Origin of the sequence: Noviherbaspirillum album, from assembly GCF_035916955.1 — a bacterium.
GTDB lineage: Bacteria > Pseudomonadota > Gammaproteobacteria > Burkholderiales > Burkholderiaceae_D > Noviherbaspirillum > Noviherbaspirillum album.
The window spans coordinates 1-20,177 of sequence record NZ_JAWIIV010000060.1 but is presented as its reverse complement, the minus strand read 5'-3'; the positions used below and the strand labels follow the sequence as shown (position 1 = coordinate 20,177).

Below are 20,177 nucleotides of genomic sequence, written 5' to 3'. Positions count from 1 at the left end.
GCGGTCTTGGGGTTCGGATGCTACCGCATCTTCCCTCCCGCCTTAGTTCATCAAGTTGCACTTCCCAATTGAATCCGTGGAGTATGTATGAACAACAATAAATATGTGCCCCCAGAGGTTTGGAAGTGGGAAATGGAGAGCGGTGGTCACTTCGCCAGCATTAACCGGCCGATCGCCGGCCCTACCCATGAGAAGGCACTTCCGGTTGGCAAGCATCCATTGCAGCTCTATTCGCTGGCTACGCCGAACGGCGTCAAGGTAACGATCATGCTGGAGGAGTTGTTGGCGCAAGGGATAGCACAAGCCGAGTACGACGCACACCTGATCAGGATTATGGAGGGAGACCAGTTCAGCAGTGGATTCGTTCAGCTCAATCCAAATTCGAAGATTCCAGCCTTGCTCGACCAAAGCCAGCAACCGCCGGTGCGTGTCTTTGAATCGGGAGCAATCCTCCTTTACCTCGCTGACAAATTTACGGCATTAATCCCCTCTGACATGGCTGCCCGCACCGAATGTCTGTCTTGGCTGTTTTGGCAGATTGGTAGTGCTCCGTTGTTAGGGGGCGGCTTCGGCCATTTTTATGCATATGCACCCGAGAAGTACGAGTATCCGATCAACCGTTTCGCCATGGAGGTGAAGCGCCAGTTGGACGTGCTCGACCGCCGGCTCGCCGACAATGAGTACATCGCCGGAAGCGATTACACCATTGCAGACATCGCGATCTGGCCTTGGTACGGTATCCTTGTGAAGGGTGAGTTGTATGACGCCGCGAGATTTCTTGAAGTCGATAACTATCGTCATGTACTGCGCTGGGCGAACCAGATCGGACTGCGCCCTGCCGTAAAGCGCGGACGGATGGTAAACCGGACTTGGGGAGAGCCATCCGGGCAGCTCCACGAGCGGCATGGTAGTCGCGACTTCGACACGCAGACCGAGGACAAAAGACAGACGCGGTAGGAGCTGATCGATTACACAAAGTCTGAATCAATCCGACTAGGCTACCTGTATAGCATAACGACTGGCTACGCATCAGCGGCAGACCTGTGCACGCTGCTTCATTTTGACGTCATGGTCTAGGTGACCTTCGCACGGCATGGCGTATGCGTTGCAAATCTCTGCGCATTCTTTGGCTAAATGCGCAGCATGCGGCGAGCGGCGCGCCATGAAATCGGCGTGCATACTGCACAATTGCGCGCAATTTACAGCTGGGTACACCAACGTGATGCATCGCACTCCTGTTTTTGGAGGGATTCAAATTCTGGTCTGATACGCTTGTGCAAAGTGTCATCAGCCGGCACGGTATGCTTGCTGAATTCAGCGAGAGCCAGAAAAACCAGTTGCAGGTGGTGGATGCTATCGCCACGGTGTTTACTATATTTTCTCTGCTTAAACCGCCAACCGACTGTTCTCCAGAAAATCCAGAAGGCCGAGTAAAGTTGTATTTACCGTCAAGCATTGCGCGGCATCGTCAGCAGTGTCAAGCCACGTTGGATAAATTTTCTTTTCTTTGATGTATTTTGCCAAGGACAAGTGCCGTGCTCGAAAAACATCAATCCAATGACTGCTTTCTGATATGGCCAACCGTCGACTTTGGGGCGCGTCCGACATTTCCCCTCGGCCCGGCCAGGAACGGACATACAAGTTCTTATGCTCTCCGGATGTTAAACACAGTTATTGTCATTAATTGCATCTGTTTCTAGATATTGGGCCGGCAGGCTTTAGAAGATGCTTCCTGCGAGTGCTATGGCATCGTGCGGAAGAACTTCGCGCGTATCCTGAGTCACAGTCCCTGACAATAGGGAATCTGGCCTTCTCAATCTGTTATTGCATAGTGTTTTTAGGTCCGCTTTTAGCTAATCTCCGAGGCTCAGCTAGTTCAATACGCGATAAAATCGGAAGGGAGTTGGCAGGTCGAGTCCGACTTACTACACACTAATCCCGCCTAGGAGCGATCCGACCGTACAACCGGGTAAGCGGCGCACCGGTTATCCCATGTGCTACCACCGAGGCGCAGGCAATCAGGCTGACTACCTGCCACACCAGGGGCTCGCTCAGCTTGTGTTCCATCATCGCCGCGTAATACATTGCCGCCACCGCAACCGGCCCGAACCAGCCCATGAACAGTGCATCTGGCATCGAACGCACGTCCGGCAGCAGCGGCTTCAGCAGCAGCATCGTCACCGGCCGGCGCAGCACCAGCACCGCCACTGCCAGCAGCACACCACTCCAGCCCAGTTCCAGCCAGCCGTCCCACGGGATCGCCGTACCCAGCAATATGAAGATTGGGATGGCGAAGAAACGGTTGACCGCTTCCTGGCCCTGTTCCTCGTTCTTGCGATCGGGGGCGCTGACCACCTGGTCGAAGGCCGCTGCGGCAGCGAATACGACCAGCACCTCGTCGCTATGAATGAGCTTTCCGACGCCGATGGCCAGCAAGCCAAGCGCCGCCGTGTAAATCAGCCGCCATTCATCTTTGATGGCGCCGGCTGCCTCGGACGCACGCAGCAGCTTGCCAAACACATAGCCCAGCATCAGTCCCAGCGCCGTGGCGGCACCTACTTCCCATAGCAGTGTTGTCAGCAACCAATGCGTCAGGGCGTCATCGATCGACTTGGTCAGCATTAGGAAAGGCAGGAATACAAATAGATAACCCAAACCGTCGTTGGCTCCGGAATCAAAGGAAATCGCATGACGGATGCGCTCTGGAATGTTCCGTTCGGCGAGTGAGCCGGTGACGATGGGGGTGGCGGCAACCGGGTCGGTGGGCGTGACAATGGCACCGATCAGGGCCGCCATCCAGAAGGGCAAGTCAAGGATCAAGTAAACCAACACGGTACTAATGGCCCACATCAGTGGCATGCCCAAACCGATCAGAGTGAGCATTGCCCGCCATTGCCTACGGGGAAACTCGGAAGGGATACGCAGTGCCACGCCGACCAAACCGATGCCCAGCGCAAGCCGGGCCGCTTTTTCCAGAAGGCTGGCCTTGTCGCCCATGGCTTCCAAGTCTAGCCAGCCAAGTGCATGCGGACCGATGCCGATGCCAACTGCCAGCGCAATGAGCGTGGGTGGCAGCGGGCTTCTTGCCAGCCATGCCGAGGCCAATGCCAGCAGCAGGATCAGCGCGCCAAGCAGCGCAACCATCACATTGAAGTCGTTCATGTCATGGATGTTTCCGGAAAGATAGTTCGGCGAGAATCGCAGTGCCGCATACCTTGGTTGTTCGATGGACGGCAGAAAACGAAGGTTATGCTATTCCTTGGTGAATTCGGCATGCTTCTGAACTCCATCCCAAATATGCTAGATCCAAAAGGCGCGTAGCAGCGCAACGACGACGAGTGTCAGAACAATCGTCCCGGCAAGGTTGAGAAAAAAGCCGGCCCGCATCATTGTCTGAATCTTCAATTGGCCAGTTGCAAAGACGATGGCGTTAGGTGGGGTGGCTACCGGCATCATGAAGGCGCAGCTGGCAGCAATGGCAGCGGGCACCGTGATTAGAAGCGGATCCGCACCGACCGATACGGCGAGTGCGCCGAGCAGAGGGAGAAAGGCAGCCGCAGTCGCAGTATTGGAGGTGACCTCTGTCAGGAAAATGATGACGAAAACGATGATGCCAACCAGCAGCAGAATCGGCAGCGTACTGAATCCGGACAGTTGCTGAGCAATCCACGCTGCGAGTCCGGAATCCTTGATGATGTCGGCCAGTGCCAAACCACCTCCGAAAAGCAGCAGCACCCCCCAGGGAATGTTTTTTGCGTCTTCCCAGCGCAGCAGCCGGGGTTGCTCTCTATCGCCACTAGGCAGCAGAAACAGAGTGATTCCGGCGATAATTGCAATCACGGTGTCGGACAGCCAGCTGAGGCCAAAATCGGCGAGGCCGGGGCTGGCTATCCATGCCGCGGCAGCCAACACGAAGACCGCCGAAACCAAGCGTTCGGCCAGCGTCATTCCGCCTAGGCTGCGCAGTTCGGAGGAAAGCAATTGCTTGCCGTCGTGCGCGATGTTCAGGCGAAAGCCGCCGCGTGTCAGCCACCACCAGGCCAGAGCCATCATGATGGCCGCAACTGGAAGTCCAATGATCATCCACTCCCCAAATCCGATCGTGATGTCGTGGTTCTTCGAAAGATAGGCCGCTAGGAGTGCGTTGGGCGGCGTACCGATCAAGGTCGCGATGCCGCCAATGCTCGCCGCATAGGCAATCGACAGTAAGAGGGCCGCGGCATAACGGTCGGCTTCCGCGCTGTCCTGGTCGTTGCCAAGCAGGCTGATTACCGACATGCCGATTGGAAGCATCATGACGCTGGTGGCAGTGTTGGAGACCCACATGCTGAGGAATCCCGTAGCCAGCATGAAACCGGCAATCTGGCGCTCGGGACGCTGTCCCATCACGAGCAAGACATTCAGGGCGATGCGTCGGTGCAGATTCCAGCGTTGCATGGCAAGGCCAAGCAGGAAACCGCCTAGAAAAAGGAAGATGATTGGATGAGCGTAGTTCGCCGTGGTCGCATCGAGCTTTCCGGTGCCGAGTGCTGGCACCAAGACAATGGGCAGCAGGGAAGTGACAGGAATCGGAATCGCTTCGGTCGCCCACCAAGTCGCCATGAGGAGCGCCATTCCTGTGCAGTGCCATGCTGCTTCCGGCATGCCTGCAGGAGCGGGCAAGAGCAAGGTGGCTAGCAGCCAGGCAGGCCCCAACCACAAGCCAATACTGGCAGCCAATTGACTTTTATCTTGCCGCATGACGGATTGCTGCATGGGGGCCTCTATGACTTTGATAACTGTCTCGTTAACGAACCCCTGGTCTCATCATTTGAGAGATTATTTGTGCACGACTTGCAACCTGCACATAAAAGCGACTGTGTACCAGGATGAGAGATTGACAATTGCTGCAATAGTAAAATTCAATTCACACAACAAACTGAAGCAGCTATGCGCAACAATCCACCCCAGCTGAGTTACTTCGCCATGCAGCCATATCCGTGGACATGAGCAATTAATTGAGCTTTTTCGTGCCCCTTGAACCCTAAAGTGCTGCTGAACCTGTTCGTAAATCATGAGAATTCAGGATCTTAATGCCTTGATGTAATGTGCCGTAACGGAAAGCTGTTTTCACACGCTGGAGCAGCCAACGTAGAGTGAGGCCGAAGGAAGCGTAGCTACCGCCATATTGTCCGGCGGCGATGCCGGAGCGCTGGGCAAATTTATGTCAACCTGAACCAATGCGAGCGCTGCGCACGAGCGCGGGAACACCGTGCCGCCGGGAACGTCCAAGGGGAGTATTGTCTCGCTGTGATAGGACGTGACACGTCCGGGCCGGGTTGGCTAATTCCTCTGGTAATGTGCGTGAACACTGTCCGTCCTGCATTTCTTCAATCCATTGCCATACTGCGACGGTTAGGTCGCCAAGATTTTAAGTATGCCTTCAGACATGCTCGGGAATCGGAGGCCGTCTTGTCGAAGGGGCGAAGGAGATGAGGTGGTTAGACCGTCTTCCAGTCGTGGCCAGACTGCAGAATTCACTTTTCGAAAGGTCCTAAAATGACATTCGATAGTCGCTTGCATACGCATGCTGCGCATGAGCGAGGCCCCGGCCAGCACACCGAGAAGAGACGCTCATCCGATCCGAATGATCCCGATGACCACTGCCGCTACGAGAACGAACATAAATCATATTGAGACATTCAATGGACACTAAAGACTGCATCGCCCTGAAGTCAAGGCGGCGTATCTTGTCACTAGGCGCATTAGGCGTTGCAGGAATAACGACCGGCTTTCCGTCTTTGACGCAGGCCGTAACTCCCCGCCAACTAGATGTGCCATACGAGCCGTCTCCACAGCATGTCGTGGAGAAAATGCTTGAACTGGCACAGACAGGAAAAAACGATCTCTTGTACGATCTTGGATGCGGAGACGGACGTATTGTCATTACCGCGGCACAGAAATATGGGGCTCGGGCTTGCGGAATCGATCTTGACCCGAAGCGAATAGTAGAAGCTAAAGCCAACGCCGCAAAAGCTGGCGTGGAAGACAGGGTTATCTTTAAAGTGGGCGACCTCTATACTTCCGACTTTTCCGACGCTACGGTTGTAACTCTTTTTCTGTGGCCTCAGGTCAACCGTAAACTCCGTCCAATCCTATGGCAGCAGTTGCCAGTCGGTACCAGGATAGTGTCCTACATTTGGGATATGGGGGAAGTATGGCCGCCTGAAAAGACCATATCAGTCAATGGAAAGAAAATTTATTATTGGACAATTACAGGGCGACAAAAGGGATAGGGAAATTTCATATCCGCTGATGTTCGGGATGGTTTTAACATAGCTAGCTTGAGTTGCTGAAAAGGTAGCGCTAGGCTCGAATTATGGGCATTGGATAGGAAAGCAATGAGCGGTGCAAGGTGAGAGTTTTCAAACCATTCACATTGCACGTCGTGTCTCCGTTAAAACTGAGTGTCCTCAGAGTTGCTCACCATTGATGAGCTAGAAAGTTTGGCAATTTTGTATTAAAACAATGAGGCAGAAGAGAGTACGCGTCGGTGTGATGAGCATCAGCATCGAGACGTTATAAAAGTAGAGAAGATTGGCGCAACTACACCCGTGCGGCTGGAAACGGTCTACGGGCTATCTTATTTGTCGATTAATGAGCCATACAGCATTGGTTGGCGTTCTGTTGGCGAGTTGTAGGGCTGACGTGCACTGGGCTGCAGATAAAATGGCTTGACGATTCGAGCGAGCTCTAGTGCGGATAGAAAGGTAGCATAGCCGTAGATGATAGATAGGCAGATAAAACCAAAGACGCAGCAAAATGCGTATTCGACAGCCTCCCTGAGCTTTTGCATATCTGCCTCCCTTAGTAATTGTTAGTAACAATGTAATGCCGCGCTGTCACATGAGGTTGATGTAGCGCAAGAAATGAAACTGCCAACACTCAAACCCAAGCTACAGATCATCAAAAGCCGGATAGCAGCGATGAAGCTTGGATCGTTGCGAACAGACAAGAAAACTAGTTCACGGCGAGGATACGGATACAAATGGCAGAAGGCTCGATAGTATTACCTTTGAGAGTATTCGCTTTGTACCTACTGCGAGCGTGACGGCATTCGTCAGGCCCACCCGCCACATTCGAGCCAAATCGGTAAAATCGTGGGATGAAAAAAGTACTTCTCGCGTTATCCTTCTTAGCTTCCTTCACAGCGTACGCAAAACAACCGACGCTCCTTGATGAACTGTCGCGCCTCCTTCAAATACCGGAATCAAAAACTCCTGTAGATGTATTGAGAGGGACTAACCAGCCTACCGATTTTCAAGCCTGTTCGCAGTTCTTTGCCAATGGCACGCCGCCGGCCGTCCCCAATGCCCAGCAACTCAAAACGCGGGAACTCTGCTACGACGCATTCGCGGTGCTTCACTCAGGTTCTTCAAAGACACCCATGTTCGTTGCAGAGCGGCTGAGCCGAGCGCACCTCGAAAACGACAAGTCTGGTAAGCGCAGTGATAAATTCTTCGCTGATGCCAGGTTGCCCCGCGGTGAACGTGCGGAGCTCGACGATTACAAGCGCAGTGGATATTCACGTGGCCACCTCGCTCCGGCCGGCAATATGCCCACTCCCCAAGCCATGGCCCAAAGCTTCTCACTCGCCAATATGGTTCCTCAAGCGCCGAATAACAATCAGAAGCCGTGGAACGGCATTGAGCAGGCAACCCGGAAATATGCCTTGCGCGCAAAAGGTGATGTGTACGTCATCACTGGCCCTGTTTTTGAAGGCTCGCCCAAGACTATTGGTGACAATAGAGTATGGGTGCCGAAATACCTCTACAAATTAGTCTACGACGCTACAACGGGTCGGGCCTGGGCACACTGGATTGAAAACACTGATGAAGCACGGGCGGGCAAGCCAATCAGCTACGCCGAGCTGGTCCGGAGAACTGGCATCGACTTTCTGCCTAAGGCGAAGATAACCGGCCAAGCTGATGAATGAGTAAGGCGCATTTGACGCGGCTAACCACGAAGGGGGGGGCAGACAACGGAACTGCTAGCAAACAGCAACTACTCGAGTAGCGCTATGGATGTCTCCTTTTACAACAGCTTGGTTGCGAGCTTGTTATTTACTCTTTCCAAGACTTCGAACACTGCCATACCATATTGGCTTCGCGTAATATTCAATGTTCGCGAGAAGATATGCAGCAAATTCATATTCTCGTTGTTGGGTAACTGCTCGATCTTGCATCCTATATAACGAACGGATAAGCGCTTCCCAAGGTTGGATTGATGTAATAGTAATGAAAACATTCTTGTCTGTTCCGGCGGAAGACAGTGAACTGGCCCGGTCATTCGGAGCCCAGCTCGACACAAAGTCCGGCCAGTTGTTTGTGCCTCAAGGCTTGGCACTGGCGCCGTTTTCTGCATGGCTGCCTGCGAGCCGGGATAGCCTTGCCATATCGCTATTGCAAGGCCGCGGCGTTTCACTGAGCGACCTGCTGGGCCGTGTCGCCGCCGCCATCAAAACTTCGTTCGAGGATCCGGTCTGGGTGCGTATCGAGATCAGTCAGCTGCAGATGCACAGCGGGCACCTGTACATCGCTGCGGTCGACAGGGATCAGGACGGTAAGGAAAAGGCAAAGGCCCGTGCGCAAATCTGGGCAAGTCGTGTCCCGGAGATCGTTCGCAAGTTCACTGGCCAAACCGGCATTGAGCTCGCTTCAGGCATCAAGCTGCTGGTTTATGCCAGACCGGTCTTCAAGCCGGAATACGGCTTTTCGCTGGACATCGTCGATATCGATCCCAACTATACGCTGGGAGATATGGAAGCACGCCTAAAGCGAATTCGTGAACGATTGAAGTCCGAAGGACTGGCACAGCGCAACAAGCAACTGGCGACACCTGCCGATTTCGCCCATGTGGCCGTGATCAGTCCGCCGGATGCGGCAGGCAAGGGCGACTTCCAGGTGGAAGCTAGCCGGCTGGAAGCGGCAGGCCTATGCCGCTTCACCTACTTCGACGCCTTCTTCCAGGGCGAACGAGCCAAGGAGTCGCTCAAGGAGGCATTCATGACCGCACTGGGCGTACACCGAAACTCCGCCTTTTGTGCATTGGTCCTGATCCGTGGCGGCGGCGCACTGGCTGATCTGCACTGGCTCAACGAGTATGTCCTTGCCGGTATGGTCTGCAAGTTTCCCTGCCCGGTACTGGTCGGCATCGGACATGAGCGGGACATGACCATCCTCGACGAGTATGCGAACCGTTCGTTCGGCACGCCATCGAAAGTGATTGCCCATATTCGGCAGCAGATCGCGACGCGCGCACTCCGGGGATTGGAAAACTGGCAGGCGATCGTCCATACTGCACAGGCACGTCTGGCACTTGCAGAAAGCAGGGCGCTGCAAAAAAGAACCGAGGTCAGCACACTGACTGAGCGGCGTCTTGCACAGGCCGAAACCGCAACGCTCAGACAGCAGGAGTCGGTTAGCCGCCTGGGAACAGCCATGTTGGACCTTGCTGTCAAACAGGCAGACAAGCTGCACGACGCGGTGCTCACGGCAGCCGGCGCTCAGGTCGAAATCATGGCGGCCAAGGCCGAGCACTTATCGATGAGCGTCAAGGACCGCGCTCAAAGTACAGCAGAGCGCGTGGAGCGTGACGTCGTGAGTGCATTCAACAGCGTTACGCTGGCAGCGCGGCGCAGTATCGATGGTATTGACGAGCACCTGCAGGACCAGTGGCTCGGAGTAGCAGCCACTGCAGACCGGATGTTGGGCACGGCGACACATTACGTAGAACGTGACATGACCGATACACGGCACTTTGCATGCAAGGCACTCGACGATGCGCAGGAACAGGCCAAGGATGTGATGGCAACGATTCTTGCCCATGGCATCGATCCGACGCTCAAGCGGGGATTCGCCGTAGTCAAAGATGGTGCAGGCATGCCGATATCGAGCGGCGAAGCGGCTCGACAACAGGAAACAATGGACATACAGTTCCGCGACGGAACAGTACGCGTAAAAAAGGACGCACATGAGTGACATCAACGGCTTTAACGCCGCTTACAAAATATTGCAAGCCAATGCAGAAAAGCTGCGGCGTCAGGACGATCTGGATATCGACAGCTTGGTACCGATCGTCGAAGAAAGCGCGAAAGCCTACCAGGTGTGCAAGGAACGAATTGCGGCAGTGCGGGCTGCTCTGCAAGAGCACCTGAAGGAAGAGAACCCGGACGCGCCACAAAAGTGATTCGTCAACAGGCCTGCCTTGTTGAGTGTCTCGTCATTTCTGACCAATCAGTAAGCCAGAAGGAAGCCGCCTCTAGCGGTCTGCTTCGGTGGACTGCAATGGCCGGTGATGAATCTTTATCTATAAATGCAGTTTCTGTTCCAAGCAGTTCGTCCTACATAGTTCCCTTAAATTCAAGTTTCTAGTTGCATGCGTATAAGTTGGAATGTGAACGATCCGGCGCCAGTGCTGGTCGGTGATTTTGCTGAGTTTCAAATTTTTCTCGAAGGTCGCCGCCTCTTTCCCCGACGCGCGCAAGAGCTGGTATGGGCAGACACCAAACGCTTTGCCGATGTCATCGGACCGGGCCATGACGCAGTGAACAAGACAGGCTGGCATTGCGCGGCGAGTTCTCCCTTTTGTTTCACGGCAACCTTGCATGGCCAGGTGGTTGCTGCAGCCTGGGCTAGAAACATCCTTGCAAGCGATGGCAGGCAAGGGTGCAATCTCGCATATGCACTACTTGCCCAGGTCGAGGGTAGGGGAGTGGCCAAACTTCTTTCAGCCATGGCTGTTCAAGCCCTGTTCGACGAGGTTCCCATCCTCGATTTCGTCAACGTCCAGACACGTGTGCTTAATACGCGATCATCGGCCCTTGCGCACTCATTTGGCATGCAGATCGAGACAGACCAGGAATTTGCAGCCCTTCGGCCGGGCAGTGATGTGATGATCCGATATTGCACTTACCGCCTCGGTATGCCAGCCTTCATGTCCAGTGCCAGAAAGGTGATTGCACAGCGTCTTCGCACGGTTAACAATAAGCTTGCTGTCGTGGAGGCAGCTGAGAATCAGGCCACAATGGATTGGAACTGAGACCGCTTAGGGAAAACCAGATCGGCATGCAGGTGCGAGTAATTGATAGACCTGCCGCTGCGGCACAAGAGAGAACACACGAGTGACGGCTGTACTTGAGGGTTTCGAGAATAAGGCAATCATGTTGGATATGGTTGCAGTAAATGGCCATGCTCCAATGACACTTGATTTCTGCCTTTCTCCTTGGCTTTGTAAAGAGCAGAATCGGCGCGCGTGACTAACGAATTGAGCGTGTCTTCCGCCTGGAGAGTGGCCACGCCAATGCTCACCGTCACACCCGAGAAAAATTGATGACATCGTTCGGCTCTTGTACGCAGGCGGTTTGCTACTGTCACAGCTCCAGTCTGGTCGGTCTCTGGCATCAAGACGGCGAATTCGTCACCGCCCATGCGACACAGTGAATCGATGCTTCGCAGTTCTTGAAGAATCTCATGCACAAATTCCTTCAGAACACGATCGCCAGCAGCATGACCATGCGTATCGTTGACCGGCTTAAAATTATCCATGTCGATCAGCAGTAATGCCATCGGTTTCCCCGTGCGCGCCGCGCGCAAGATTTCGCGGTTGCCGAGGTCGAAGAAGGCGCGGCGCGACCAGGCACCAGTCAGGTAATCGTGGTTCGCCGCATGCTCGGCCAAAAGCACGATACGCCGATGCGCAATCAACAGGGCACCGAAAGCTAATACTGGCAGGGCAAAAGCGCCGGCGGAAAGAACAAACACATTCCAACCCGAGGGTTCCAGCAACGATGTGGGTGGATTGTCGACAAAAGCCTGACGGAGCACACGGACTAGATGGCCGGCCGCGATCAGGCTGCACATTGCCAGGATGAAGAGCTTGGGGTAGTAGGGGCGGCGCCATTCGCCCCTCGCACGTAGCAAGGTATAGCCAATAGCACCTGCGATACCGGCTTGATACAGGGATGCGATGGCGGTCCTAGCTAAAAATGAATCGTACACATAATGAAAGTAGCCAATGGCTACCGTCAACCCAACGACAGCTATCGCAAGAATGCGTGTATGACCTGGGCGCTTAAACAGCCGACGGTAACCGGCCAGAACCACCGCCGATGCTGCAGCATAGACGCCATTGGCGACCTCATAGGCGAAAAAGGGTGACAGTTCGCGGCCGTAGGCATACAGGATGTTACCCGCCATGCCCAGCACGGTGGCCAAGATAATTTGGCGAATACCTTTTACTCCGTTCTCACGGAAGGAAAACAGGACAAGGAAGGTGACGAAGCACAGCAGAGAAGCAATCAGGAAAACTTGTTGTGTACTTAACATAAGCGATGGCGGACACGAATGGTCAACGGCCGGGTTGGAAAGACAGTGCGAAACACGGTTATCCTAACATAGGGGAATTTCTTCTATGCAACACCATTCCGTACTGATTCGACTTCTGCGGCTTATTACTAAAGTAACAATATGAAAAGGTGCTCCACTCTGAACGTAAGAAATTGGGCGAGAGAAAGCAGCTCAGTGATGGGTCGCGTCCATAGGTAAGCATTTACAGGTCGTGAAACCGTAGGTCGTTACTACTTTAGTTTCAATATCTGCTGCAACCCTTTGTCACAAAAGAACTTTTCTAGTAATCCACATTGTCTGTGGACAACTTTGTGAATAAGTGGGGCTTGACTAGGGAGACGCTAAAGTACCATGCGGGTCTGACTAGGTTGCCTTTTTCTTGAGCATCTGGCGGAACTGATAAAAATCAATGACTTACAGCAAGTGTGTCATTCTGGTTTGCATGGTCTTATAGACGACCAAAGAAATTTGTCATAGCGCTGTTGGATGTGTACAACCTTTGAACGTCGACAGAATGTCAAGTCCCAAATAGCGTATTTGCAGCGTGGGAAGCAGCGGTTTTCGCTACAGAAGGAGATGACCCTGATCGGCCGGGACTAGGCAGGCCGCGCAATCTCAGCCAGCGCGGCGTCGATACAACCACGCATCGCCCGGCCCGTCATGTAAGTGCGCAGCGACGGATTACGTCTTGCCGCAGCAGCTAGCGTGCGGCCACCGTCTCCCGGCAAATCAGGAGTCGCTCCGGCACCAAGAAGATAATCTACGACCTCAATGACGCCGCGTTGTCCCGCCTGGAAAAGCGCGGTTTCCTTTTTCTCATTGAGAGCGTTCACATCAGTTCCTGCACCAACCAATAAGCGTACCAGTTCCAACTGACCACAACGGGCAGCTCCGAACAGCGGTGTTTCGCCGTCCTTGTCACGTGCGTCAGGGTCCGCTCCCGCAGCTAACAGCATCTCAGTCATTGCAGTCGTGTTCGCCACGTGCAGCGCCGTGCCGTCCCTTGTGCCTCGACCATCGGGATCGGCACCGGCGTCCAACAGACGCTGAGTCACGTCTGTTTTGCCATGTCTTGCGGCCATAATGAGCGGTGTGTCGACGTTTGCGCGACCGGCGTTGACCTCGTCGCCGGCGTTGATCAGCCAATTGACAACGGCATCAAGGCCCGCGCTGGCCGCCAAGTGAAGGGCCCTCAGTCCCCGCCTGTTATGGATGCGCCAGTCAATACCCCGCCTGAGCAGGTACAGTGCGCAGTCCTCGCAGCCAGACTGAATCGCATGGAATAGGGCCGTTTGTCGGTTGCGATCGACCGTGTTGATGTCAACACCGTGCTCGTCTAGCAACAAGCCAAGCGTATCGACCGCACCAGCTGATGCAGCCGCTAAAAAGCTCTCATTGCTGTTGCGTTGGCGGGTTTGGTGGTCGGTATCGAGGTACATTGGTTGGCTTCGCTGCGTTAATCAGTGGACTAAGACAATGGAGGTTGGAAAAAATCCTCATCCGTGCTGTTTTGGCCCCCATGTTTTTATCCCGTTTCGCAGAAATTGAATGTGCCGTTGCTTATCTTGCAAGCATAAGGGCTTGGCCACTTGATCAAGACGATGCATGGCAAGGGTCTGCCAGATCCATGTCTGAGAGGGTGCTTTAGCAGTGCAGCGCGACTTGTCGGTCTCTAGCCGTTGATCGCTCCTGGCGAATCCAATCCTGCGTGGTGGAGGACTGAGGCTGGCGGGCTTTCGTATCCAGGTATCGAACATGCTGGTCGAGGAGGGCGCATTCCTCTGACGCGGACTGGGGCGTTCCCATTGTCAGAACACCTTGGTGGCCGGTGTTCTGTCTTTCAGCAGCTTTGCGCTGCGCCATCAGCATCAGCAGATCAGCCTTCGGAGGGCTGATGACTCCTCCGGAATCGTGTAGAACGACGGTTTCAGTCTGCGCACCCGCGGGACATTGGGTATCCGAGTAAATGGTTTTGCCGTTCACGATACATTTCCTGATTCCGTTTGCTGCCCGGGGATGGACGGCTTCAGGGTCACTATCAGTGCCTTCAGGCTGGCGGTTTGCGCGAGGAGAAGACTTTGGGCGATCAGTGGTTGTCCCTGAAGGCGGTGCGGCCTTTTGCGTTGCTGGCGTCGGAACCGACATTGATACAGCCAGTAACCATAAACCTCCACAAACGATGGCGATACCGAGCACGATGGATATGCAGACGTCCTTTTGTATGCGCATTTCAATTTGGCCTTTTCGTTTGCCACATCGTCGAACGAACAATTAGAGCGCAAAGGACCCGGATCCACATCCCACGAATATGAGAAACATCGGAGTAGTGTCGCGAGCGAGGGGCATGCCTATTGTGGCTTCAGCACCGGAGCGCGTTCAGCGAGGCGCCTACGACCTGTCGCAAAAATGCCGCACTGTAGGGTAAATAATCAAATTGAAAACAAAACAAGCTACTCTTACGTACATCGACATATCACACGCTACTACAGGGGAACAGGATGGGTGCCATCGGATGGATCACAGCAGTCATCATCGTTGCCATAGTTTGGCGGGCTGCCCGCCCGTGGTTGAGCCGGCGTCGAGTAATGGAAGAGAAAGCAGGCGTCCGCGGCTATCCTCGTGGAGGAGAAATGGCCGATCTGAACCGCTTATTGCAAGAAGGCGCCATTTCGCCCGAAGAGTACGAACTGCTGAAGCGGCGTATCCTGGCCGGCCAGGTTTTTTAAACCAGAAAACCCCCTCATGGCTCGGGTGCCCTGTTTTGGATCTACAGAATCGCGGCACTTGCCTGCGAAAGGGGGTCACATGTGGGAGGCGCCGCCAGCGTTCTCGATCTTTCGCATCAATCGGGGATGTGACGACACGGGATTAACGCTATCTCTCACCTCATTATCGCGGCACAAGCAACTGAAGCAGTTCCTTGAGACAGAATAAGCGAAACACCATGGAACGCCTCTACAGTAAGGCTGTAGGTTCCTAGTGCGAAGTTTGTTTAGCCTGTGATCCGGTCAGGTCACGGGCTTTTTTCTTTCATTCTTCGTCAACCGTGCTTAGCCTTCTCGTATGTGCCGGATCGGATTTGGAAGAGGGAAATGCTAGCCTTCATTTATCACTGAGGCGAAATGGCCGACGCAAACAGCGCTGCCAGATGTCATTTGCCACGCCATCGTCGCCTCGATTGAGCATGTTCCGTTCACTCAACGATTACTTGCGACTTTGCTTCGCTCAGCTATACTTCGCCCGGTCGAGGAGGGGGGAACGCATCACCGACTCGATAGATCGCTCCTGGCCCAGCAAACAACACCGCTACTGGCCAGGTTCATTCCGCAGATATGTGAAAGATTGTTATGGCAACAGGTACCGTCAAGTGGTTTAACGATTCCAAGGGGTTTGGTTTCATCACACCCGATCAGGGTGCAGAAGATCTCTTCGGTCACTTCTCGCAAATTCAAAGCTCGGGTTTCAAAACCCTCAAGGAAGGCCAGAAGGTTTCCTTCGAAGTGACTCAGGGTGCCAAAGGCGCCCAGGCTTCGAATATCGTTCCCGCATAAACTCGCTCATTAAGCATGCCCTGACCGGAATGAAGTGGTCAGGGTGTCAGGTTAGCTAGTTTCCGGGCTCGGTTGGCCAGAGCGACTAGGGTTTTGTTTAGGACCGTTGACCTCTGCCAATAGCCCTTGTTGTGCTTAATGGATTACCGTTTTCTTCGAGTAAAGCCGTGCTCGAGCACTGCCCTCTGCCTTGATTTCCCCGTTTTTGGCCATGACGCTCAGCGCGTTGGACATCCGCTGAGTCAGCTTCTTACGGTCATCTGCATCAAGCTTGATACCTAACGCATTGATCGCAGCTTTGAACACTTCAGAGGCCGGCTGAGGCGTGTCCGTCAGTAATGTTGGCCAGAAATCTTTGCCAGTAGGTGGCAATTTGGATCGTTTTCCGCCTTTGCTTGCCGCGGTTTTCGACTGATTAGCAGTCTTACCCTTGGCCTTGGAGGTAGACGCCGTACGAGCCTTTGTGCGTGCACCTGTTGCGGGAGTATCGATAGTCGTCAAGGTTTCCAGTACGCCTTCAAGGTTCTCGACGAGTTTGGCGTAATACTCCATGCCCTGACGAGCATGCATTAATTCCTGTTCGACCGCTTTCGCTGCTGGTCCGAGATTCGCCATAATAGGTCCTCCATGTGTAGGAAATTGCGTTAATTTAAGTTCGGTAATGGACAAATACTTATTACGCTTTGTTCAGCGGAGCGGCGTGATAAATCTCAAGTGTCAGCACAGAGCAGCTCTATTTTCCTATTTGAATAATGGCTTACACGTCTATGGGGCAGTTAAGACGAAAAAAAACCCGCAGGCCGAAGCTTGCGGGTTGAATCCAATTCTTGGAGAGTTGGAGGAGACAGGTGTTACTATACTGCGCCGCATCATCACTGTCCTCTTTATTCTTGTTATAAGAGATATACAGTATGGTAATAAGGCAATTAACATAGACCTGCCTGGCAATACCCGTGAGGGGGTTCTTTGTCGGTTTATACCGGTCTCAACGTTTTGATTTTTACAACGAAGGACCGGCTGTTACGTATAACGATGACTTCATTAAAATTCCTGTATCGCGATGCCTGATTACGACACCATCAGAACTGCTTGCCTACAAGCGGTGGAAGACGCTACACAGCGGGACGACTGGCATGCCTCGTATTGTCAAGTTGTCGATCCGGCGTCTGTTCTTGAGCTCGTCACGCAGATTGAAGCAGCCAATGGTGCGAACCTGACGGCAGAGCGGGCCGCCCTTGTCAAACTGGTCCGCGACCTTACGGGTTATATCAAGATGACGACAGGAGACAAACCTGATCCGGTGCGCGAGGACCTGTTATTGCAGGCAAAGGAATTGATCGACCGAAGCGGCCATTAGTCCGTGTATTGGCTCGCCAAAGTCATCAGGTAGGCTGGTGAGCCAATGACACAACCAACTGTCGTAACTTCTCGCGTGCCTGATCAAATCCGTATTCTCGACGCCAACGGTTGAGGTCGACAAAGCCGGCAGCCCCGAGAGCACATGTGGCGATGCTGATGCCCTGGAATGCCGTACCATCGAGCTCACCGTCCAGCACACGGATGCAGAGGAAAGGGACCGCCTGCGACTTGGGCTTTGATTTGGCCATCCGCAATAGATCAAACATCTTGCTTTCGGCAAAGTGCGTGCCGCACACGATGACATCGAATCGCTTATTCAATAAAGTCTCGGCCTCTGCCAAGGAGGTACAGAACGTCAAGGCAAAATGTGCCCGCCATGCCTCCTGCACGAGCGGAATCACTTCGGGTACTTCTGCTACGAGTACGTTTAGTTTCGCATTCGCCATATCGGGATCTTATTTTTCTGTGACGCCATATCTCTCCTTATTGCTGCATCATACGCGATGCTCATTTTTTGGACTATCGTGCTATTCTTGCGATATTCGCTTGTCAGACCATCGAAGCGCTCATGCGCTGCAGGTACCCTGCCCGTATGCAAGGTAAATGGTCATCGTATCGGACACCTAATACCATCTTGACGGCATTCAGGAACTTCATTAAATCGTTCGTGCCCATAAGCAGACGGCAAGGTGTCTATGCAGTCACGGAGAGACAAGTTCGCCTGTCAGTGCACTATAGCTTTATACATTGAAGACCCTAAACTTAATCTGAGAAGTCATGCCTCGCAAACCAGAACCGGTCGCTGCTCCCGCCGTCATCAAGTGGACAGAAGAAGAGTGGGAATTGATCGCCAGGCGGCTCCTTGACATCAAGGGTCCAGAACTATTGCAGTCAGCTCAGCTGGAAGAAGTCAAAGCCAAGGACGTATTCCTGGCGCAGGAGTGCTTGCCGGAAGTCCGACACCGCAAGCTAATTTCCATCTCGCAGGGTTTTCAGGCAATTCGGCAGCGTCTCCATGGCATCTTGCAGAAGGTCAGGGACGCTGCACAGGACGACCTGTTCTCGAAGTCAGACCAGTCCAGTGGCACTCGGGCTGCAACTGCCGCTGTTACCGTGGATGAACCGAAGCAGCGAAATTCCCGTAAAGGCACTAAACAAGTCGTGCCTGAAGATGCTGAACCAGCTGCGCCGTCGACATCAATGGAATCTAAAGATATCACTGTCGGCGAACCATCGCCGATGGCGCCACGCGTTGACGAGCAACCGGACAGTGCTATACCAACCCATACTGGAACGCAACCGGATCAGCGCCACAGGAACAATGCACAACATGCAGCGCCTCGCCAGAGTCACATTGAACAACCCAGAGGCCGCACTCAGGCGATTGAATCGCCTTTGCCGGTAGCCACCGGTGATTTCATTGAGATGGCACGGCCGTTCGTGTCCATGGTCTGTCAAGAGCTGGCAAGAGCTGGCAAGAGCGTTGGTCGAGAAGTTGATACAGCAGGGCGGCAGCCAGGCGACGTCGTCATTGTTTCAGGCTGCGTTCAGTGGGGTAGACCAGTCCGCCTCGCGAGAACAGCCGCGCAGACGTGAGCAGCAAGGTAAAGCTTCGTACACGCGACCCATGTATCAGGATGAGCCGGGTATGACGGCCGAGTTTTCACCGATCTCAAGCCATCCGCATGATGATGAGGACGACGAACATGCAGAAGGAGATGTGCAACCGTTGTTCGATCCAAAGCTTCCGCCCTCGGCCAACAGTGCATTCAAACCCATGATTGCCCTGATTGGAACCAGTCCACGAGACTTCGAAGACCTTCAGCAATACTTCCCGCAACTGGAATTGAAAGTGGTTCCGCTGGAAGAGCTTCGTACGGCGCCATCACTACGTAGCTGTCAGCGCATGATGGGATTGCGGGAGGATATTCCTGCGCCGGCAGACGAGTACCTGCGAAAGATTTTCAGGAACCGCTATGTGCGTGTGATTGGCGGGATCAGTCAGGTACGTGAACAACTCAATGCCTGGTTATCCAATCCCAATACCGTCAACGAGCAGCCTCAATGGCCGCGCAAGCAGGGTAACCCCAATGGCAAGGGACAAGGTACAGGCTTTCCAAAGAAACGGCAGTTCCGCCGTCCGAAGCCTATCCCATAACCCTGAGTGCTAGTACGATGCGGTTGCAATACGTTCTGGCGCAGCGTCTGCAGCCAAAATGTAGATGTAAACTGACCTCAATCATATTGCACTGCCCAATGACAAAACTAGAAAATTGATAGAAAATCGCTGCGCAGTATAAAAATCCAGTCCCAAAGAGGGCGGCAGGAGACACGTGAAAGCCCACAGCAAATTGTGCTGTGGGCTTTTTACCTTTTGTAGTGTTATATAAATCAGGAATATCTGTCATTCGCGTTCGAAAGAAGACAGCACTGTTGTACACCGGTACTATGTCCTNGGAGACACGTGAAAGCCCACAGCAAATTGTGCTGTGGGCTTTTTACCTTTTGTAGTGTTATATAAATCAGGAATATCTGTCATTCGCGTTCGAAAGAAGACAGCACTGTTGTACACCGGTACTATGTCCTTGTCTCCTCCAACTCTTCTTGAATTGGATTCGCCCGCAACTTCCGCAAGGACTGCGGGCTTTTTTCTTTGTGCCGATGCAGGCACGGTGGGTGGATCGTTCATTTCCCTACCAGACTCGGCGTAACGACGCGCCAAAGGATGAGAAATTGGTCATTGACCCTTGTGACAAGATCGACATCGCACGAATTATTATGGAACGCATTGACGGCGTCGTCGCACAAGCGCGTGTCAGCACCCCCGCAACAATAGTGCAAAACCTTCCTTTGAAATAACTGTCATAGTCTCTCGGGCGCA

The 20,177-nt window shown here is 53.6% G+C and carries 22 protein-coding genes; 13 read left to right on the top strand and 9 right to left on the bottom strand.

Annotation, left to right across the window (positions count from 1 at the left end; all coding sequences use genetic code 11):
* Positions 1-87: 87 nt before the first annotated feature.
* Positions 88-957 carry a glutathione-dependent disulfide-bond oxidoreductase gene (yghU, locus tag RY831_RS31045; protein WP_326510184.1) on the top strand — a complete coding sequence of 290 codons (870 nt, stop codon included), beginning with the start codon at positions 88-90 and terminating at the stop codon, positions 955-957.
* Positions 958-1,029: 72 nt separating this feature from the next.
* Here the strand turns inward: yghU and RY831_RS33550 are convergent, their stop codons facing one another.
* Positions 1,030-1,215 carry a four-helix bundle copper-binding protein gene (locus RY831_RS33550; protein ID WP_496196650.1) on the bottom strand — a complete coding sequence of 62 codons (186 nt, stop codon included), beginning with the start codon at positions 1,213-1,215 and terminating at the stop codon, positions 1,030-1,032.
* Positions 1,216-1,301: 86 nt separating this feature from the next.
* Here RY831_RS33550 and RY831_RS31040 point away from each other — a divergent pair, with 86 nt between their 5' ends.
* Complete coding sequence (locus RY831_RS31040) at positions 1,302-1,511, top strand: hypothetical protein (RefSeq protein ID WP_326510183.1); 210 nt, start codon at positions 1,302-1,304, stop codon at positions 1,509-1,511.
* 421 nt (positions 1,512-1,932) lie between these two features.
* On the opposite strand, the gene RY831_RS31035 is transcribed toward RY831_RS31040, so the two are convergent.
* Positions 1,933-3,162, bottom strand: coding sequence for a cation:proton antiporter domain-containing protein (locus tag RY831_RS31035; protein WP_326510182.1), 1,230 nt, complete (start codon positions 3,160-3,162; stop codon positions 1,933-1,935).
* A gap of 138 nt (positions 3,163-3,300) precedes the next feature.
* Entirely contained in the window at positions 3,301-4,755 is a 1,455-nt protein-coding gene (locus RY831_RS31030; protein ID WP_326510181.1) for an SLC13 family permease, read from the bottom strand.
* 929 nt (positions 4,756-5,684) lie between these two features.
* Here RY831_RS31030 and RY831_RS31025 point away from each other — a divergent pair.
* On the top strand, positions 5,685-6,275 hold the full coding sequence (locus RY831_RS31025) for an SAM-dependent methyltransferase (RefSeq protein ID WP_326510180.1): 591 nt from the start codon (positions 5,685-5,687) through the stop codon (positions 6,273-6,275).
* Between the two features lie 347 nt (positions 6,276-6,622).
* Here the strand turns inward: RY831_RS31025 and RY831_RS31020 are convergent, their stop codons facing one another.
* Entirely contained in the window at positions 6,623-6,835 is a 213-nt protein-coding gene (locus RY831_RS31020) for a hypothetical protein (RefSeq protein WP_326510179.1), read from the bottom strand.
* Between the two features lie 309 nt (positions 6,836-7,144).
* Here RY831_RS31020 and RY831_RS31015 point away from each other — a divergent pair, with 309 nt between their 5' ends.
* The 4 genes from RY831_RS31015 to RY831_RS31000 all read left to right on the top strand — a co-directional run bounded on the left by RY831_RS31015 (position 7,145) and on the right by RY831_RS31000 (position 11,079).
* A complete protein-coding gene (locus tag RY831_RS31015) occupies positions 7,145-7,975 on the top strand; it encodes a DNA/RNA non-specific endonuclease (protein WP_326510178.1) in 831 nt (276 codons plus the stop codon).
* A gap of 301 nt (positions 7,976-8,276) precedes the next feature.
* Positions 8,277-10,019, top strand: coding sequence for an exodeoxyribonuclease VII large subunit (gene xseA / locus RY831_RS31010; RefSeq protein WP_326510177.1), 1,743 nt, complete (start codon positions 8,277-8,279; stop codon positions 10,017-10,019).
* Positions 10,012-10,227: an exodeoxyribonuclease VII small subunit gene (xseB, locus tag RY831_RS31005; protein WP_194727348.1), complete on the top strand. Its 216-nt coding sequence runs from the start codon at positions 10,012-10,014 to the stop codon at positions 10,225-10,227. The genes xseA and xseB overlap by 8 nt, the downstream gene beginning before the upstream one ends.
* 207 nt (positions 10,228-10,434) lie before the next feature.
* Positions 10,435-11,079, top strand: a complete 645-nt coding sequence (locus tag RY831_RS31000) for a GNAT family N-acetyltransferase (RefSeq protein ID WP_326510176.1) — start codon at positions 10,435-10,437, stop codon at positions 11,077-11,079.
* A 119-nt stretch (positions 11,080-11,198) separates the two neighbouring features.
* Here RY831_RS31000 and RY831_RS30995 read toward each other — a convergent pair whose 3' ends face one another.
* The 3 genes from RY831_RS30995 to RY831_RS30985 form a co-directional block, all read right to left on the bottom strand.
* Positions 11,199-12,365 (bottom strand): GGDEF domain-containing protein, encoded by a 1,167-nt coding sequence (locus tag RY831_RS30995; RefSeq protein ID WP_326510175.1) that lies wholly within the window; start codon positions 12,363-12,365, stop codon positions 11,199-11,201.
* Between the two features lie 617 nt (positions 12,366-12,982).
* On the bottom strand, positions 12,983-13,825 hold the full coding sequence (locus RY831_RS30990) for an ankyrin repeat domain-containing protein (protein ID WP_326510174.1): 843 nt from the start codon (positions 13,823-13,825) through the stop codon (positions 12,983-12,985).
* A gap of 205 nt (positions 13,826-14,030) precedes the next feature.
* Positions 14,031-14,369 carry a hypothetical protein gene (locus RY831_RS30985; RefSeq protein WP_326510173.1) on the bottom strand — a complete coding sequence of 113 codons (339 nt, stop codon included), beginning with the start codon at positions 14,367-14,369 and terminating at the stop codon, positions 14,031-14,033.
* Between the two features lie 602 nt (positions 14,370-14,971).
* Here RY831_RS30985 and RY831_RS30980 point away from each other — a divergent pair.
* Together RY831_RS30980 and RY831_RS30975 are read left to right on the top strand one after the other, a co-directional pair.
* The gene (locus tag RY831_RS30980; RefSeq protein WP_326510172.1) at positions 14,972-15,112 is read left to right on the top strand and encodes an SHOCT domain-containing protein; all 141 of its coding nucleotides are present in this window, start codon (positions 14,972-14,974) and stop codon (positions 15,110-15,112) included.
* A gap of 621 nt (positions 15,113-15,733) precedes the next feature.
* Complete coding sequence (locus RY831_RS30975) at positions 15,734-15,937, top strand: cold-shock protein (protein WP_326510171.1); 204 nt, start codon at positions 15,734-15,736, stop codon at positions 15,935-15,937.
* Positions 15,938-16,072: 135 nt separating this feature from the next.
* Here RY831_RS30975 and RY831_RS30970 read toward each other — a convergent pair whose 3' ends face one another.
* A complete protein-coding gene (locus RY831_RS30970; protein ID WP_326510170.1) occupies positions 16,073-16,552 on the bottom strand; it encodes a hypothetical protein in 480 nt (159 codons plus the stop codon).
* 445 nt (positions 16,553-16,997) lie between these two features.
* Here RY831_RS30970 and RY831_RS30965 point away from each other — a divergent pair, with 445 nt between their 5' ends.
* A complete protein-coding gene (locus RY831_RS30965) occupies positions 16,998-17,294 on the top strand; it encodes a hypothetical protein (protein ID WP_326510169.1) in 297 nt (98 codons plus the stop codon).
* A gap of 25 nt (positions 17,295-17,319) precedes the next feature.
* On the opposite strand, the gene RY831_RS30960 is transcribed toward RY831_RS30965, so the two are convergent.
* Positions 17,320-17,742 (bottom strand): hypothetical protein, encoded by a 423-nt coding sequence (locus tag RY831_RS30960; RefSeq protein WP_326510168.1) that lies wholly within the window; start codon positions 17,740-17,742, stop codon positions 17,320-17,322.
* Between the two features lie 331 nt (positions 17,743-18,073).
* Here RY831_RS30960 and RY831_RS30955 point away from each other — a divergent pair, with 331 nt between their 5' ends.
* The 3 genes from RY831_RS30955 (at position 18,074) to RY831_RS30945 (ending at position 20,155) form a co-directional block, all read left to right on the top strand.
* Complete coding sequence (locus RY831_RS30955; RefSeq protein ID WP_326510167.1) at positions 18,074-18,892, top strand: hypothetical protein; 819 nt, start codon at positions 18,074-18,076, stop codon at positions 18,890-18,892.
* A 31-nt stretch (positions 18,893-18,923) separates the two neighbouring features.
* Positions 18,924-19,454 carry a hypothetical protein gene (locus tag RY831_RS30950; protein ID WP_326510166.1) on the top strand — a complete coding sequence of 177 codons (531 nt, stop codon included), beginning with the start codon at positions 18,924-18,926 and terminating at the stop codon, positions 19,452-19,454.
* A 446-nt stretch (positions 19,455-19,900) separates the two neighbouring features.
* A complete protein-coding gene (locus tag RY831_RS30945) occupies positions 19,901-20,155 on the top strand; it encodes a hypothetical protein (protein ID WP_326510165.1) in 255 nt (84 codons plus the stop codon).
* The last annotated feature ends 22 nt before the right edge of the window (positions 20,156-20,177 follow it).